General features: G+C 70.1%; 16 protein-coding genes. 15 read left to right on the forward strand and 1 reads right to left on the reverse strand.

What is annotated here, in order from left to right; all coding sequences use genetic code 11:
- The coding region (locus FNH08_RS23775; protein ID WP_265579791.1) for a sigma factor-like helix-turn-helix DNA-binding protein at positions 1-1,007 on the reverse strand (1,007 nt) is incomplete at its 3' end.
- Positions 1,008-1,222: 215 nt separating this feature from the next.
- Here FNH08_RS23775 and FNH08_RS23780 point away from each other — a divergent pair.
- From FNH08_RS23780 to FNH08_RS23855, 15 genes are all read left to right on the forward strand, one after another.
- On the forward strand, positions 1,223-1,738 hold the full coding sequence (locus FNH08_RS23780) for a SigE family RNA polymerase sigma factor (RefSeq protein ID WP_152773570.1): 516 nt from the start codon (positions 1,223-1,225) through the stop codon (positions 1,736-1,738).
- Positions 1,728-1,994 carry a hypothetical protein gene (locus FNH08_RS23785; RefSeq protein ID WP_152773571.1) on the forward strand — a complete coding sequence of 89 codons (267 nt, stop codon included), beginning with the start codon at positions 1,728-1,730 and terminating at the stop codon, positions 1,992-1,994. The genes FNH08_RS23780 and FNH08_RS23785 overlap by 11 nt, the downstream gene beginning before the upstream one ends.
- Before the next feature lie 68 nt (positions 1,995-2,062).
- Positions 2,063-2,701, forward strand: coding sequence for a vitamin K epoxide reductase family protein (locus FNH08_RS23790; protein ID WP_152773572.1), 639 nt, complete (start codon positions 2,063-2,065; stop codon positions 2,699-2,701).
- Positions 2,702-2,745: 44 nt separating this feature from the next.
- Positions 2,746-4,101 carry a replication-associated recombination protein A gene (locus FNH08_RS23795; RefSeq protein ID WP_322725210.1) on the forward strand — a complete coding sequence of 452 codons (1,356 nt, stop codon included), beginning with the start codon at positions 2,746-2,748 and terminating at the stop codon, positions 4,099-4,101.
- 311 nt (positions 4,102-4,412) lie between these two features.
- Positions 4,413-5,027: a 30S ribosomal protein S4 gene (gene rpsD, locus FNH08_RS23800; RefSeq protein ID WP_322725212.1), complete on the forward strand. Its 615-nt coding sequence runs from the start codon at positions 4,413-4,415 to the stop codon at positions 5,025-5,027.
- Positions 5,028-5,252: 225 nt separating this feature from the next.
- On the forward strand, positions 5,253-5,699 hold the full coding sequence (locus tag FNH08_RS23805) for a DUF948 domain-containing protein (protein WP_322725213.1): 447 nt from the start codon (positions 5,253-5,255) through the stop codon (positions 5,697-5,699).
- Positions 5,700-5,703: 4 nt separating this feature from the next.
- Complete coding sequence (locus FNH08_RS23810) at positions 5,704-6,060, forward strand: DUF6167 family protein (protein ID WP_152773574.1); 357 nt, start codon at positions 5,704-5,706, stop codon at positions 6,058-6,060.
- Positions 6,060-8,732, forward strand: coding sequence for an alanine--tRNA ligase (gene alaS / locus FNH08_RS23815; RefSeq protein ID WP_152773575.1), 2,673 nt, complete (start codon positions 6,060-6,062; stop codon positions 8,730-8,732). Before FNH08_RS23810 ends, alaS begins: the two co-directional genes overlap by 1 nt.
- Positions 8,733-8,767: 35 nt before the next feature.
- On the forward strand, positions 8,768-9,232 hold the full coding sequence (gene ruvX / locus FNH08_RS23820) for a Holliday junction resolvase RuvX (protein WP_152773576.1): 465 nt from the start codon (positions 8,768-8,770) through the stop codon (positions 9,230-9,232).
- Between the two features lie 115 nt (positions 9,233-9,347).
- Positions 9,348-11,087 (forward strand): endolytic transglycosylase MltG, encoded by a 1,740-nt coding sequence (gene mltG / locus FNH08_RS23830; protein WP_152773577.1) that lies wholly within the window; start codon positions 9,348-9,350, stop codon positions 11,085-11,087.
- Entirely contained in the window at positions 11,087-11,923 is an 837-nt protein-coding gene (locus tag FNH08_RS23835; protein ID WP_152773578.1) for a shikimate dehydrogenase, read from the forward strand. Before mltG ends, FNH08_RS23835 begins: the two co-directional genes overlap by 1 nt.
- A 60-nt stretch (positions 11,924-11,983) precedes the next feature.
- A complete protein-coding gene (locus FNH08_RS23840; RefSeq protein ID WP_152773579.1) occupies positions 11,984-12,337 on the forward strand; it encodes a hypothetical protein in 354 nt (117 codons plus the stop codon).
- 179 nt (positions 12,338-12,516) lie between these two features.
- Positions 12,517-13,701: a chorismate synthase gene (gene aroC, locus FNH08_RS23845; RefSeq protein WP_152773580.1), complete on the forward strand. Its 1,185-nt coding sequence runs from the start codon at positions 12,517-12,519 to the stop codon at positions 13,699-13,701.
- Between the two features lie 8 nt (positions 13,702-13,709).
- Positions 13,710-15,368: a 3-dehydroquinate synthase gene (gene aroB, locus FNH08_RS23850; RefSeq protein WP_152773581.1), complete on the forward strand. Its 1,659-nt coding sequence runs from the start codon at positions 13,710-13,712 to the stop codon at positions 15,366-15,368.
- 170 nt (positions 15,369-15,538) lie between these two features.
- On the forward strand, positions 15,539-16,402 hold the full coding sequence (locus tag FNH08_RS23855; RefSeq protein ID WP_152773582.1) for a Pro-rich N-terminal domain-containing protein: 864 nt from the start codon (positions 15,539-15,541) through the stop codon (positions 16,400-16,402).
- Positions 16,403-16,502: the final 100 nt, after the last annotated feature.

Here is a 16,502-nt window from a genome sequence, read left to right on the forward strand (position 1 = left end):
TCCCCGTCCCGGCCCGCGTCCTCGGCCGCGGAGAGGAGCATCTTCATGTCCTCGCTGGGCAGCGGAGCGCTCGCGTACCAGACGCCCCAGCCCGGACTGCCCGCCAGGACGAGGACCTTCGCGGTGACCTTGCCGTCGCCGGTTCTCACCTCGACGCGCCCCGGCTCCCCGCTCAGGCCGCGGAAGAGACCCGACATGAGAAACCCGCCCTTCACGGAGTCCACCCGTAAGGAGACGCCCGGTTCGTCGAGTGGGCGTTCGCTGTCGTCCCCCGTGAGGGCCACGGGCACCGACCAGTGCCCACCGTCGGCCGTCAGCCACACCCGTACCCCCGGCCCGGCGGCCACCCGCTCGCCCGGCGCCACGACCCGGATCGGACTCGTCGCCGTACGACCGCCGCCCCCTGCCCGGGATCCGGACGTCCCGTCAGCCGCACCGTCACCCCCCACACGGTCGGCGGCGAAGAGGGCGACAGGCGTGAACAGCGCCGCGCAGGCGGCCGCGGCCACGGCGAGGCGTCGTCGCCTCCGGACGCGGCCCTCCGCCTGGAGTTCGGCCAGCGGCGCCTCGGACGGGACCACTCCCTCGACGGAATGGGCGTACACCTCACGCAGCCGTCCGGGGTCGGCGCCGGCCGCTTTCAGACCGTGTCGGGCATGGGCACGCACCGCGCCCACCGAGCAGCCCAGCAACTGGGCGATCTCCGCGTCCGTCATCCCCTCCCAGACCCGCAGCACCAGAACGGCCCGCCGCCGCGCGGCCCGCCGTCCACGCAGCCGGCGCAGATGGCCCTGCACCAGAGAGCGCCGCACGTGGAAATCCGCGTCGCCGCGCGGAACGCGTCGCCACCGCGCGCACATCCGCACCAGCGTTCTCCGCACCAGTTCCTCCGCCGCCCCGGGTTCGTCGGTGAGCAGCCGCGCGGTCACGACCAGCTGGGGCCAGTGCGTTCGGGCGTACGTGGCGAAGTCGTGGCCGGCGGGGAGCACGTCGTGGGTCGGTGGCACGTGGGCGGTCCTTCGGCTCGGGGACTGGGGGACTCGGGACTCGGGGGACTAGGCATCAACTGCTCGCTGATGTAGACGGGTTGAGCAGCCGAGGAGTCAACGCCGTTGAGGAATGGGGAGCCTGGAACCCCGGTGCGCCGTCTTCCCGGACGGAACCTGTACGCACGGCGGAGGTGGCCGGGTTGCAAGGAGAGGGCACAGATTCCGGTGGGGGCATGACCGAGGACGAGTTCGACGCTTTCTACGCGACCGCGTTCCCCCGGCTGACGGGACAGCTCTACGCCTTCACCGGAGACCACGGCGAGGCCCAGGACGTCGTTCAGGAAGCGTTCGTACGGGCCTGGGACCGGCGACAGCAGTTCCTGGCCGACAGCGCTCCCGAGGCGTGGATCCGCACGGTGGCCATGCGGCTGGCGGTGAGCCGCTGGCGGCGGGCGAGACGCTGGCTGGAACTGGTACGGCGTACTCCGCCGCCCGAGTCCACCCCGGGGCCGGGCCCCGAGCACACCGCGCTCGTGGCCGCCCTGCGCGAACTGCCCCAGGCCCAGCGGATGGCGATCGTACTGCACCATTTGTGCGATCTGAGTGTGGAGCAGGTAGCCTCCGAGACCGGCGCGCCCGTGGGGACGGTCAAGGCGAGGCTGTCCCGGGGGCGGGCGGAGCTGGCGAAGCGACTTGCGGGGGACGAGGCCGACGGGCCGGTCCGGAAGGAGAGCGGCCGTGTCCGATGAACTCTCTGCCGCCGAACTTTCTACCGCTGAACTCTCCACCGCATTACGTGAGTTGGCCGTCACCTGCGCGACCCCGCCGGTCGTCGGCGGCGCCGAGATACGTGACCGGGCGACGCGCCGCAGGCGCCGCCGCCGTGCAGCCGTCACCCTCGGCGCGGGGACCGCGGCCCTCGCCCTTCTGGCCTTTGCTCTGACCCTGCGCTTCGGCGAGGACCCGGACCACCACGCCGCGAACCGGCCCCCGACCGAACGGTGAACCGCCCCCTGTGTACGGCACAATGACCGTGCCCGGAAGCCCTCCTTCGACGCTACGGATACGACGAGATGAGCAAGACGACGGTCAAGGACGACGTCTCCATGGAGCGGGAACAGATCCACACTCCACGCACCGAGGGCGCCAGCCGCGCCTTCGCGATCCTCCTGCTGATCACCGGCGCAGCCGGCCTGCTGGCCTCCTGGGTCATCACGATCGACAAGTTCAAGCTGCTGGAGGACCCCGGTTTCACCCCCGGGTGCAGCCTGAACCCCGTCGTCTCCTGCGGCAACATCATGAAGAGCGACCAGGCATCCGCCTTCGGGTTCCCCAACCCGATGCTCGGCCTCGTCGCGTACGGCATCGTGATCTGCGTCGGCATGAGCCTCCTCGCCCGCGCCACCTTCCCCCGCTGGTACTGGCTCACCTTCAACGCCGGCACGCTCTTCGGCGTCGGCTTCTGCACCTGGCTGCAGTACCAGTCGCTGTACAACATCAACTCGCTGTGCCTGTGGTGCAGCCTGGCCTGGGTCGCCACGATCGTCATGTTCTGGTACGTGACGTCGTTCAACGTCCGCAAGGGCTTCCTGCCCGCGCCGACGTGGCTGAAGGGCTTCTTCGACGAGTTCACCTGGGTCCTGCCCACGATGCACGTCGGCATCATCGGCATGCTGATCCTGACCCGCTGGTGGGACTTCTGGACCAGCTGACGCCAGGGGGCGGCACTGTCAGTGCGGTGATTTAGGGTTTCAGCGTGGAGCCAGACCTGTTCACCGCAGCCGCCGAAGAACGCCAGGAGAAGGACCCGACCGGCAGTCCCCTGGCCGTGCGCATGCGCCCGCGCACCCTCGACGAGGTCGTGGGCCAGCAGCACCTGCTCAAACCCGGCTCACCCCTGCGCAGACTGGTCGGCGAGTCCGGTGGCGGCCCCGCCGGACCGTCCTCGGTGATCCTCTGGGGCCCGCCCGGTACGGGCAAGACAACCCTCGCGTACGTCGTCTCCAAGGCCACCAACAAGCGCTTCGTCGAGCTCTCCGCGATCACCGCCGGCGTCAAGGAGGTCCGCACGGTCATCGACGGCGCCCGCCGCGCCACCGGCGGCTACGGCAAGGAGACTGTGCTCTTCCTCGACGAGATCCACCGCTTCAGCAAGGCCCAGCAGGACTCCCTGCTCCCGGCCGTGGAGAACCGCTGGGTGACCCTGATCGCGGCGACGACGGAGAACCCGTACTTCTCGGTGATCTCCCCGCTGCTGTCCCGCTCCCTCCTCCTCACCCTCGAACCGCTCACCGACGACGACGTGCGCGGACTTCTGCACCGCGCCCTCACCGACGAGCGCGGCCTCAAGGACGCCGTCACCCTCGCGGAGGACACCGAAGAGCACCTGCTGCGAATCGCCGGCGGTGACGCCCGCCGCGCGCTCACCGCTCTGGAGGCCGCCGCCGGAGCCGCCCTGGACAAGGGCGAGACGGAGATCGGCCTGACGACTCTCGAAGAGACCGTCGACCGCGCCGCCGTGAAGTACGACCGCGCCGGCGACCAGCACTACGACGTGGCGAGCGCCCTCATCAAGTCCATCCGCGGCTCCGACGTCGACGCGGCCCTGCACTACCTGGCCCGCATGATCGAGGCCGGCGAGGACCCCCGCTTCATCGCCCGCCGCCTGATGATCTCCGCCAGCGAGGACATCGGCCTCGCCGATCCGAACGCACTGCCCATAGCCGTCGCCGCCGCACAAGCCGTCGCCATGATCGGCTTCCCCGAGGCCGCGCTCACCCTCAGCCACGCCACCATTGCGCTGGCCCTCGCCCCCAAGTCCAACGCGGCGACCATGGCGATCGGCGCCGCCATGGAGGACGTCCGCAAGGGCCTGGCGGGCCCCGTGCCGCCGCACCTGCGGGACGGCCACTACAAGGGCGCGGCCAAGCTGGGGCACGCGCAGGGCTACGTCTACCCACACGACCTGCCCGAGGGGATCGCCTCCCAGCAGTACGCCCCGGACGCCCTCCAGGACCGCGAGTACTACACCCCGACCCGGCACGGCGCCGAGGCCCGGTACGCGGACGCGGTGGAGTGGACCAGGAGGCACCTCGGGCGAAAGCAGTCCTGAGCCCCCTGTAGACTCCTTCACAGTGCTGCGTCCCGTGTCCGGCCCCGGTCGGTGCCCCAGAACGGGACATCCAGCCGGATCCCCGAAAGAGGATCCAGGAGCGTCGCGCACCGTCGAACGGTGTCGCGGGCAGCCCACCACCACCCGATCCATCGGGAGCGGTCGGTGGGCCACTCGCGTGCTGCACGTATGTGCCCAGATCAGGGGAGCGGCTGCCCGGCAGGTCCTGTACGGACCCGGCGGGTTTCCCCGGCTGCGGATGCGACCTCCCGTAACCCTGGGGAAGCCGAAACTGAGAGAAGAGAAGAGAAGTGGCGAACCAGTCCCGCCCCAAGGTCAAGAAGTCGCGTGCCCTCGGCATCGCGCTGACCCCGAAGGCCGTCAAGTACTTCGAGGCCCGCCCCTACCCGCCGGGCGAGCACGGCCGCGGCCGCAAGCAGAACTCGGACTACAAGGTCCGTCTGCTCGAGAAGCAGCGCCTGCGCGCCCAGTACGACGTGTCCGAGCGCCAGCTCGTCCGCGCCTACGACCGTGCCTCCAAGGTTCAGGGCAAGACCGGTGAGGCCCTGATCATCGAGCTGGAGCGTCGTCTCGACGCCCTGGTCCTGCGTTCGGGCATCGCCCGCACGATCTACCAGGCCCGCCAGATGGTCGTCCACGGCCACATCGAGGTCAACGGCCACAAGGTCGACAAGCCGTCCTTCCGCGTCAAGCCGGACGACGTCGTCATGGTCCGTGAGCGCAGCCGTCAGAAGCCGCTGTTCGAGGTCGCCCGTGAGGGTGGCTTCGCCGCCGACGGCGAGACCCCGCGCTACCTCCAGGTGAACCTCAAGGCCCTGGCGTTCCGCCTGGACCGCGAGCCGAACCGCAAGGAGATCCCGGTGATCTGCGACGAGCAGCTCGTCGTCGAGTACTACGCCCGCTGATCGCCCCACAGCGCGAGCGGACGTAGCACTTCCAGCGCGTCAGCCCGTCGTCTCCCCGCCCTGCGTGGCGGACGGGACGGCGGGCTCTCGCGTCTCCGGCCGCAGCCGGGTGGCCCGCGGCCAGGTAATGCGGTACGGAGTGACACCCCCGGCGCGATAGGCTCGGGGGCACGACTTTTCGACGTTCAGGCATGTTCCGACATGATCCAGGGAGCGGGTGCACAAGTGTCCGGTGGAGAGGTGGCCGGGATCCTGGTGGCCGTCTTCTGGGCGATCCTGGTCTCCTTCCTCGCTGTCGCACTGGCGAGGCTGGCCCAGACGCTCAAGGCGACCACCAAGCTGGTGGCGGACGTGACCGACCAGGCCGTCCCACTCCTCGCCGACGCCTCCTCCGCGGTCCGCTCCGCGCAGACCCAGATCGACCGGGTCGACGCGATCGCGACGGACGTCCAGGAAGTCACGTCGAACGCGTCGGCGCTCTCCACCACCGTCGCGTCCACCTTCGGCGGCCCCCTGGTGAAGGTGGCGGCGTTCGGCTACGGCGTGCGCCGCGCCATCAGCCGCCGTGAGGACGCGCCCGCCGCCAAGACGCCCCGACGCACCGTGATCGTGGGCCGCACCGTCCCGTCCGCGCGGCGGGGGAAGCGGAACACCCGGGATAAGAGGGACTGACCGCATGTTCCGCCGTACGTTCTGGTTCACCGCAGGCGCAGCCGCGGGCGTGTGGGCCACCACCAAGGTCAACCGCAAGCTGAAGCAGCTGACCCCCGAGAGCCTCGCCGCGACCGCGGCGAACAAGGCACTCGAGACCGGCCACCGGCTCAAGGACCGCGCGGTCGGCTTCGCACTCGACGTCCGCGACGGCATGGCCCAGCGCGAGGCCGAACTCGACGACGCGCTCGGCCTGAACGCGCCCGTCGACCACGAACTCCCCGCGCCCCGGCACCACGCCGCGATCGAGAACCGCAACAAGCCGAAGACGTACGTCGTCGACGGGACGACGTACTCGTACAACCGGAATGAGGACCACTGATGGAGTCGGCTGAAATCCGCCGCCGCTGGTTGAGCTTCTTCGAGGAGCGCGGTCACACCGTCGTCCCTTCGGCGTCGCTCATCGCGGACGACCCGACTCTGCTCCTCGTCAACGCCGGCATGGTGCCCTTCAAGCCCTACTTCCTGGGCGAGACCACGCCGCCGTACCAGCGCGCCACCAGCGTGCAGAAGTGCGTGCGCACGCCGGACATCGAGGAGGTCGGCAAGACCACCCGGCACGGCACGTTCTTCCAGATGTGCGGCAACTTCTCCTTCGGCGACTACTTCAAGGAAGGCGCCATCAAGTACGCCTGGGAGCTGCTCACCGGCTCTCAGGACAAGGGTGGTTACGGCCTGGACCCTGAGAAGCTCTGGATCACCGTCTACAAGGACGACGACGAGGCCGAGCGCATCTGGCACGACGTCGTCGGCGTGCCCAAGGAGCGCATCCAGCGCCTGGGCATGAAGGACAACTACTGGTCCATGGGCGTCCCGGGCCCCTGTGGTCCGTGTTCCGAGATCAACTACGACCGCGGCCCCGAGTTCGGCGTCGAGGGCGGCCCCGCCGTCAACGACGAGCGGTACGTGGAGATCTGGAACCTCGTCTTCATGCAGTACGAGCGCGGCGAGGGCACCAGCAAGGAGGACTTCGAGATCCTTGGAGACCTGCCGAGCAAGAACATCGACACGGGTCTCGGCATGGAGCGGCTCGCCATGATTCTGCAGGGCGTGCAGAACATGTACGAGATCGACACCTCCATGGCCGTCATCAACAAGGCCACCGAGCTGACCGGTGTCTCGTACGGCGACGCCCACACCTCCGACGTGTCCCTGCGCGTGGTCACCGACCACATGCGCACCTCCGTGATGCTCATCGGCGACGGCGTCACCCCCGGCAACGAGGGCCGTGGCTACGTCCTGCGCCGCATCATGCGCCGCGCCATCCGCAACATGCGGCTCCTCGGCGCCACCGGTCCGGTCGTGAAGACCCTGATCGACACCGTGATCGAGATGATGGGCCAGCAGTACCCCGAGCTCATCACCGACCGCGAGCGCATCGAGAAGGTGGCCCTCGCCGAGGAGGCCCGCTTCCTCAAGACGCTCAACTCCGGCACGAACGTCCTCGACACCGCCGTGAGCGACACGAAGGCCGCCGGATCGACTGTCCTGCCCGGCGACAAGGCGTTCCTGCTCCACGACACCTGGGGCTTCCCGATCGACCTCACCCTCGAGATGGCCGCCGAGCAGGGCCTGTCCGTGGACGAGGACGGCTTCCGCCGCCTGATGAAGGAGCAGCGGGAGCGCGCCAAGGCCGACGCCCGGTCCAAGAAGACCGGCCACGCCGACCTCGGCGCCTACCGCGAGATCGCCGACAAGGCCGGCGAGACCGACTTCATCGGCTACGCGGACACCGAGGGCGAGTCCACGGTCGTCGGCATCCTCGTCGACGGCGTGCCCTCGCCGGCCGCCACCGAGGGCGACGAGGTCGAGATCGTCCTCGACCGCACCCCGTTCTACGCCGAGGGCGGCGGCCAGATCGGCGACACCGGCCGGATCAAGGCCGACTCCGGTGCCGTCATCGAGGTCCGCGACTGCCAGAAGCCGGTCCCGGGCGTGTACGTCCACAAGGGCGTCGTCCAGGTCGGCGAGATCACCGTCGGCGCCACGGCCCACGCCTCGATCGACCACCGCCGCCGCACGGCCATCGCCCGCGCCCACTCGGCCACGCACCTCACGCACCAGGCCCTGCGCGACGCCCTCGGCCCGACGGCCGCCCAGGCCGGTTCCGAGAACCAGCCGGGCCGCTTCCGCTTCGACTTCGGTTCGCCGTCCGCCGTTCCGACGGCCGTGATGACCGACGTCGAGCAGAAGATCAACGAGGTGCTCGCCCGCGACCTGGACGTGCAGGCCGAGGTCATGGGCATCGACGAGGCCAAGAAGCAGGGCGCCATCGCCGAGTTCGGCGAGAAGTACGGCGACCGCGTCCGCGTCGTGACCATCGGCGACTTCTCCAAGGAGCTGTGCGGCGGCACGCACGTCCACAACACCGCCCAGCTGGGCCTGGTGAAGCTTCTCGGCGAGTCCTCGATCGGCTCCGGTGTGCGCCGTATCGAGGCCCTGGTCGGCGTCGACGCCTACAACTTCCTGGCCCGTGAGCACACGGTCGTGGCCCAGCTCCAGGAGTTGATCAAGGGCCGCCCCGAGGAGCTCCCGGAGAAGGTCTCCGCCATGCTCGGCAAGCTGAAGGACGCCGAGAAGGAGATCGAGAAGTTCCGCGCGGAGAAGGTCCTCCAGGCCGCCGCGGGGCTCGCCGAGTCCGCCAAGGACGTGCGGGGCATCGCACTTGTCACCGGCCAGGTACCGGACGGCACGGCCCCCGACGACCTGCGCAAGCTGGTCCTCGACGTGCGCGGCCGCTTCCAGGGCGGCCGGGCCGCCGTGGTCGCCCTGTTCACGGTGAACAACGGCAAGCCGCTGACGGTCATCGCCACCAACGAGGCCGCCCGCGAGCGCGGCCTGAAGGCCGGCGACCTGGTCCGCACCGCCGCCAAGACCCTCGGCGGCGGCGGTGGCGGCAAGCCGGACGTCGCCCAGGGTGGCGGCCAGAACGCGGCCGCCGTCGGCGAGGCCGTCGACGCGGTCGAGCGCCTCGTCGGTGAGACGGCCAAGTAGGGCCTGTAGGGACAACGTAAGAATCTGCTGTGAGTATGCGTAAAGGACGTCGGCTCGCCATCGATGTCGGGGACGCCCGGATCGGGGTCGCCTCGTGCGACCCCGACGGGATCCTCGCGACACCCGTCGAGACGGTTCCGGGACGTGATGTCCCGGCCGCGCAGCGCCGGTTGAAGCAGCTCGTCGAGGAGTACGAGCCCATCGAGGTCATCGTCGGCCTCCCTCGCTCCCTGAAGGGCGGCGAGGGACCGGCGGCGGTCAAAGTGAGGGGCTTCGCGGAGGAGTTGGCCCGCGGTATCGTCCCCGTTCCGGTGAGGCTCGTGGACGAGAGGATGACCACGGTGACGGCCAGTCAGGGACTCCGGGCTTCCGGTGTGAAGTCCAAGAAGGGCAGATCGGTCATTGACCAGGCAGCGGCCGTGATCATCCTCCAACAGGCGCTCGAATCCGAACGGGTGTCAGGTACCGCACCCGGCGATGGCATCGAAGTGGTCATCTGATCGCGATACGGTAACGTTCCGGCGCGATGCGGCAGCATTCGAACAGCTGCCGCACAGATCGAGGCGGGACGGAAGCGGAGCCGCGCGACCGCCGCCTCGCGGCTCTAGGGGATCGATGACTGAGTATGGCCGGAGCCCAGGCTCCGAACCGTGGCATCCCGAGGACCCGTTGTACGGGGACGGCGGATGGGGAGGACAGCAGGCCCACACGGGTCAGCAGGCCCCCTACGGCGGCCAGCCGCAGCACTATCCGGAGCAGCCGCAGCAGCCGCAGTACGGCGACTGGGGCAACGGCCAGCAGACCCACTACGGTCAGGCGCAGCAGCAGTACCCGTACTACGACGGACAGGGTCACCAGCAGTACCCCGACCAGGGACAGCAGCAGTACCAGGGCGGGGGTTGGGACACCGGCGCGCAGCAGCACGCCCAGGGTCACTACCCGGCCGACCAGTCGAACTCGTACGGGGGCCAGAACCCCGGGTACGGCGGCGGGCAGCACGACTACTACGGCACGGCCGACGGGTACCCACAGCATCAGCAACACCCGCAGCACCAGCACCAGCAGCAGGAACCGGAGCCGCAGCCCCAGGCGGTCCGCCGGACCGAGCCCGAGCCACCGCAGACCGACTGGGACCCTGGCCCGGACCAGGGTGAGCACGCCTTCTTCGCGGGCGGCAACGACGACGATGACGACGACTCCGACGATCCGGACGGTCGCGGCGGACGCGGCGACCGGAAGGGCAAGGGCGGCAAGGGTGCCAAGGCCGGCAAGAAGGGCCGCAACGGTTTCGCCTGCCTGGTGGTGGTCCTCGTCCTCGGCGGTGGTGTCGGCGGAGTCGGCTATTTCGGGTACCAGTACTACCAAAATCGTTTCGGCGCGGCTCCCGACTACGCGGGGGAGGGCACGAGCGAGTCGGTGAGCGTCACCATTCCGAAGGGCGCGGGCGGTTACGCGATCGGGCAGGCACTGAAGAAGGCCGGGGTCGTCAAGAGTGTCGACGCCTTCGTGACGGCCCAGGCGAACAACGCCAAGGGTGACACGATCCAGGACGGCGTCTACACGCTCAAGAAGCAGATGTCCGCCGCCAGCGCCGTCGCCCTCATGCTCAGCGACGAGAGCCGCAACAACCTGGTCATCGCCGAGGGACAGCGCAACAAGCAGATCTACGAGCTGATCGACAAGCGCCTGGAAGTCAAGGCGGGTACAACCGAGTCGGTCGCCAAGAAGGACTGGAAGTCCCTCGGCCTTCCGGACTGGGCGAACGACAACAAGGAGATCAAGGAGCCGCTGGAGGGATTCCTCTACCCGTCCAGCTATCCCGTGTCCAAGGGCATGAAGCCCGAGGACGTCCTGAAGGAAATGGTCGCCCTCGCCAAGCAGAAGTACACCCAACTCGGGCTGGAGAAGAAGGCAGAGGCGCTGGACCTCGACAATCCGCTCCAGGTCCTCACCGTCGCGAGCCTCGTCCAGGCCGAGGGCAAGTCCAAGGACGACTTCGAGAAGGTCGCGAGGGTCGTCTACAACCGGCTCAAGCCGAACAACACCGAGACCTACGGACTGCTCGACTTCGACTCCACGGTGAACTACCTGCGCGGCGAGTCCAAGCTGGCCACGGGGTCGGTCGACCAGCTGAGGCAGATCAACGACCCGTACAACACCTACAAGATCAAGGGTCTGCCGCCCGGACCGATCGCCAACCCGGGCCAGGTGGCGCTCGAGGCCGCCCTCAACCCGGCCAAGGGCAACTGGTACTACTTCGTCTCGGTCAGCGAGGACGAGACCCTCTTCGCCGAGACCAACGAAGAGCAGAACCGCAATCGCGAGAAGTACCTCGAAGAGCAGAAGAACGGATAATGACCCGCAGCGACAGCAAGCGCCGAGCCGCCGTTCTCGGCTCCCCGATCGCCCACTCGCTCTCCCCGGTGCTGCACCGGGCGGCCTACTCGGCGCTGGGGCTCGACGACTGGTCCTACGATCGCTTCGAGATCGACGAGGAGGCGCTGCCGGAGTTCTTCGGGAAGCTGGGTCCCGACTGGGCCGGGCTGTCGCTGACCATGCCGCTGAAGCGGGCCGTCATCCCGCTGCTCGACGGGATCAGCGACACCGCGGCCTCCGTCGAGGCCGTCAACACCGTCGTGTTCACCGAGGACGGGCAGCGCCTCGGTGACAACACCGACATCCCCGGCATGGTCAACGCCCTGCGCGAGCACGGCATCGAGCAGGTGGACTCCGCGGCGATCCTCGGCGCGGGCGCCACCGCGTCCTCCGCGCTGGCGGCGCTCGCACGGATCTGCACGGGCGAGGTCGTGGCCTACGTACGGAGCGAGGCCCGCGCCGCCGAGATGCGGCAGTGGGGCGAGCGGCTCGACGTCGACGTGCGCACGGCGGACTGGGCGGACGCGGAACAGGCCCTGCGCGCACCGCTCGTCATCGCCACGACCCCGGCCGGCACGACCGACGCCCTGGCATCCGCTGTCCCGGAACGGCCCGCGACCCTGTTCGACGTGCTCTACGACCCGTGGCCGACCACGCTCGCGGCGCGCTGGTCCGCGTACGGAGGCGCGGTCGTCAGCGGGCTCGACCTGCTCGTGCACCAGGCGGTGCTCCAGGTCGAGCAGATGACGGGGCGTGCCCCCGCCCCGCTGGGTGTCATGCGAAAAGCAGGGGAACACGCCCTGACCGACCGGTAAGATCCGTTCGGTTCCGCAGGGGGCGGGACAGGGGAAAGCAGTACCGGGGGGAAGCAGTTCATGTCCACAGGTGTGCCTCTGGCGTCCGTCAAGAGCCAGATTTTCGAGGCCGTACTGGGATTCCTGCCCGACTGGGTGCAGATCTCGGCGCTCGCGCTGATCGCGCTCGCCGTCGTCGGGTCGTGGGTCGTCAAACTGAAGCGCAAGCTGGCCTATCGGCGTGCCGTGCGAGGCGGCCAGCCCGTCCACGCGGCGGCGCAGTACGGCCAGGGGCGCGGGGCCGACTATCTGGGCGCCTACGCGCCCCAGCAGACGGAGCCCGCGCAGGCCGCCCGGCCGGCCCAGCAGGTCAGCGGCGCGGACTTCCTGGGCTCGTACGCGCCGCAGCAACGACCGGGGGACGGCGCGGCCTGATCCCTCCATGATCCCGTCACGTCCGCCTGATGGACCCGCGACCGGCCCCGGCCACGGACGTGGGAGGATCGGAGGTGGCGGGCCCGGGCCGCGCACCGGGTGGCGCCGTCGCCGTACGCGAGGACGCGCGTACGCAAAGGCAGTAAGCAGTACCAGGGCGCGAGCACTGAGGAGCACCGTTGAGCAGGTTGCGCTGGCTGACCGCGGGGGAGTCCCACGGTCCCGCACTCGTCGCGACGCTGGAGGGCCTTCCCGCCGGCGTGCCGATCACCACGGAGATGGTGGCGGACCACTTGGCGCGGCGGCGGCTCGGCTATGGACGCGGTGCGCGGATGAAGTTCGAGCGCGACGAGATCACCTTCATCGGCGGGGTACGGCACGGCCTGACCATGGGCTCCCCAGTGGCGATCATGGTCGGCAACACCGAGTGGCCCAAGTGGGAACAGGTGATGGCGGCCGACCCGGTGGACCCGGAGATCCTGGCCGACCTCGCGCGCAACGCACCGCTGACCCGCCCCCGTCCCGGCCACGCGGACCTCGCGGGCATGCAGAAGTACGGGTTCGACGAGGCGCGTCCGGTGCTGGAGCGGGCGAGCGCCCGGGAGACGGCCGCCCGGGTGGCGCTGGGCGCGGTGGCGCGGTCGTACTTGAAGGAGACCGCCGGGATCGAGATCGTCTCGCACGTGGTGGAGCTGGCGGCGGCGAAGGCGCCCTACGGCGTCCTCCCCAAGCCCTCGGACGTCGAGAAGCTGGACGCTGACCCGGTGCGCTGCCTGGACGCGGACGCGTCGAAGGCGATGGTCGCGGAGATCGACCAGGCCCACAAGGACGGCGACACCCTCGGTGGTGTGGTCGAGGTGCTGGCGTACGGAGTGCCCGTGGGCCTCGGCTCGCACGTGCACTGGGACCGGCGGCTGGACGCGCGCCTCGCGGGCGCGCTGATGGGCATCCAGGCCATCAAGGGCGTCGAGGTCGGGGACGGCTTCGAGCTGGCGCGGGTGCCGGGCTCGAAGGCGCACGACGAGATCGTGCGGACGGACGAGGGCGTCAGGCGCGCCACGGGCCGCTCGGGCGGCACCGAGGGCGGACTGACCACCGGCGAGCTGCTGCGTGTACGGGCGGCCATGAAGCCGATCGCGACCGTACCGCGGGCCCTGGCCACGATCGACGTGGTCACCGGTGAGGCGACCAAGGCCCACCACCAGCGCTCCGACGTCTGCGCGGTCCCGGCCGCCGGCATCGTCGCCGAGGCCATGGTCGCGCTCGTGCTCGCCGACGCCGTCGCGGAGAAGTTCGGCGGCGACAGCGTGACCGAGACCCGCCGCAACGTGACCTCGTACCTCGAGAACCTGGCGATTCGATGAGCGGTTCGATGAGCGGTTCGACGAACGGCCCGCTGGTCGTCCTGGTCGGCCCGATGGGCGTGGGCAAGTCCACCGTCGGGCAGCTGCTGGCCGAGCGGCTCGACTGCGCCTACCGGGACACGGACGAGGACATCGTCGTGTCGCAGGGCCGCACGATCGCCGACATCTTCGTCGACGAGGGCGAGCCCGCCTTCCGGGCCATCGAGAAGCAGGCGGTGCACACCGCGCTCGCCGGACACGACGGCGTCCTCGCGCTGGGCGGCGGCTCCATCCTCGACGCCGACACCCGCGCCGCGCTGGCGGGCCTGCGGGTGGTCTACCTGTCGATGGACGTGGAGGAAGCGGTCAAGCGCACCGGCCTGAACACGGCCCGCCCCCTGCTCGCGGTCAACCCGCGCCGGCAGTGGCGGGACCTGATGGAGGCCCGGCGTCACCTCTACACCGAGGTCGCCCACGCGGTCGTCCCCACCGACAACCGCACCCCCGAAGAGGTCACCCAAGCCGTCCTGGACGCACTGGAGTTGAAGACTGCATTTCCCGGGGGACAACCCCCGGACCCCCGGCCGGAGGACGTTATGGCAGACCACGTGACAAGGATCCAGGTCGGCGGCACGGCGGGCACCGACCCGTACGAGGTCCTGGTCGGCCGGCAACTCCTCGGTGAGCTGGGCGGGTTGATCGGCAGCAGGGTCAAGCGGGTGGCCGTCATCCACCCCGAGGCGCTGGAAGGGACCGGAGAAGCGCTGCGGGCCGACCTGGCCGAGCAGGGCTTCGAGGCCGTGGCGATCCAGGTGCCGAACGCAGAGGAGGCCAAGACGGCCGAGGTCGCCGCCTACTGCTGGAAGGCGCTGGGCCAGTCCGGATTCACCCGTACGGACGTCATCGTGGGCGTGGGCGGCGGCGCCACCACTGACCTGGCCGGATTCGTGGCCGCGACCTGGCTGCGCGGAGTGCGCTGGATCGCCGTCCCGACCACCGTGCTGGCCATGGTGGACGCGGCCGTCGGCGGCAAGACCGGCATCAACACGGCCGAGGGCAAGAACCTCGTCGGCGCCTTCCACCCGCCGGCCGGAGTGCTGTGCGACCTGGCGGCGCTGGACTCGCTGCCGGTCAACGACTACGTGTCCGGGCTCGCCGAGGTCATCAAGGCCGGCTTCATCGCCGACCCGGTGATCCTGGAGCTCATCGAGTCCGACCCGCAGGCCGCCCGCACCCCCGCCGGTCCGCACACGGCCGAGCTGATCGAGCGGTCCATCAAGGTCAAGGCCGAGGTCGTCTCGTCCGACCTGAAGGAGTCCGGGCTGCGCGAGATCCTCAACTACGGGCACACCCTCGGGCACGCGATCGAGAAGAACGAGCGCTACAAGTGGCGGCACGGCGCGGCCGTCTCCGTGGGGATGCACTTCGCGGCCGAACTAGGGCGTCTGGCGGGCCGGTTGGACGACGCGACCGCCGACCGCCACCGCACCGTGCTGGAGTCGGTCGGACTGCCGCTGCACTACCGCCACGACCAGTGGCCGAAGTTGCTGGAGACGATGAAGGTCGACAAGAAGTCCCGCGGCAACCTGCTGCGCTTCATCGTCCTCGACGGACTGGCCAAGCCCACCGTCCTGGAGGGCCCCGACCCGGCCGTCCTGCTCGCCGCCTACGGCGAAGTGGGACAGTAACGACCACTCGGACCCCGTAAGCCCGATTCGCCTTGTGGGCATGGGCACTTCGGACCGTTCCCGGCCGTTCACCAAACGGCGGCCGGGAACGGTACCGTTCGGAAGGGAACGGGGTCCCAGTGCCCCGCCTGCCAGCGCCAATGTGACTGTACGAGACGGAGTGGCACCGGATGCAGCACGCAGTGGGGGCTCCGCTGCCGCCGCCCCACGAGCCGGGGCAGGGACCGTCGGCCCCGTGGTCGCCGGCCGGACAGAACCCGGGACACCCGGGTCACGCACCGTCGAACCCGCCACCCGCCCCGGGGTTCGTCGGAGCCCCGGTCCCGCCGGGTGCCCCGCAGGTCCCGCACCACGCACCGCCGCAACCCGCCTCCGCGCCACCGTCGCGGGACACGACCGGACACGTGCAACTGCCGCCCGGCGGCCCCGTCGGCATGCCGAGCGCACCACCGACCGCCGGCGCGTCCGACGCGACGTCCACCACGCTCGCGGTCCTGCTTATCGGCCCGGCCGGCGCGGGCAAGACCAGCGTGGCCAAGTACTGGGCGGACCACCGGCGGGTGCCCACAGCTCACATCAGCCTGGACGACGTTCGTGAATGGGTGCGCTCGGGCTTCGCCGACCCGCAGTCCGGGTGGAACGACCACTCGGAGGCGCAGTACCGTCTCGCCCGCCGCACCTGTGGTTTCGCCGCCCGCAACTTCCTGGCGAACGGCATCTCCTGCATCCTCGACGACGCCGTCTTCCCCGACCGCCCGGTCGTCGGCCTCGGTGGCTGGAAGCGGCACGTCGGGCCCGGCCTGCTGCCGGTCGTCCTCCTGCCCGGCCTGGAGATCGTCCTGGAACGCAACGCCGAGCGCACGGGCAACCGCCGCCTCACCGACGAGGAGGTGGCCCGCATCCACGGCCGCATGGCCGGCTGGTACGGCTCCGGGCTTCCCATCATCGACAACTCCCAGCTGGACATACCCACGACGGCCCAGATCCTGGACGACGTACTGGCCCGGTCGATCGCGAGCCCACCGAAGTGGTGAGGAGCGTGCGGGGATTCTGGGCGCGCACGGTGCGCTCCAGCCTTTCCGGCGCTGGCGGCATTATCAGCCCCTCCGGCGTTTGAGGAGCGGGGGTCCGGGG

This window comes from Streptomyces spongiae (genome assembly GCF_009377185.1).
Classification (GTDB): Bacteria; Actinomycetota; Actinomycetes; order Streptomycetales; family Streptomycetaceae; genus Streptomyces; species Streptomyces spongiae.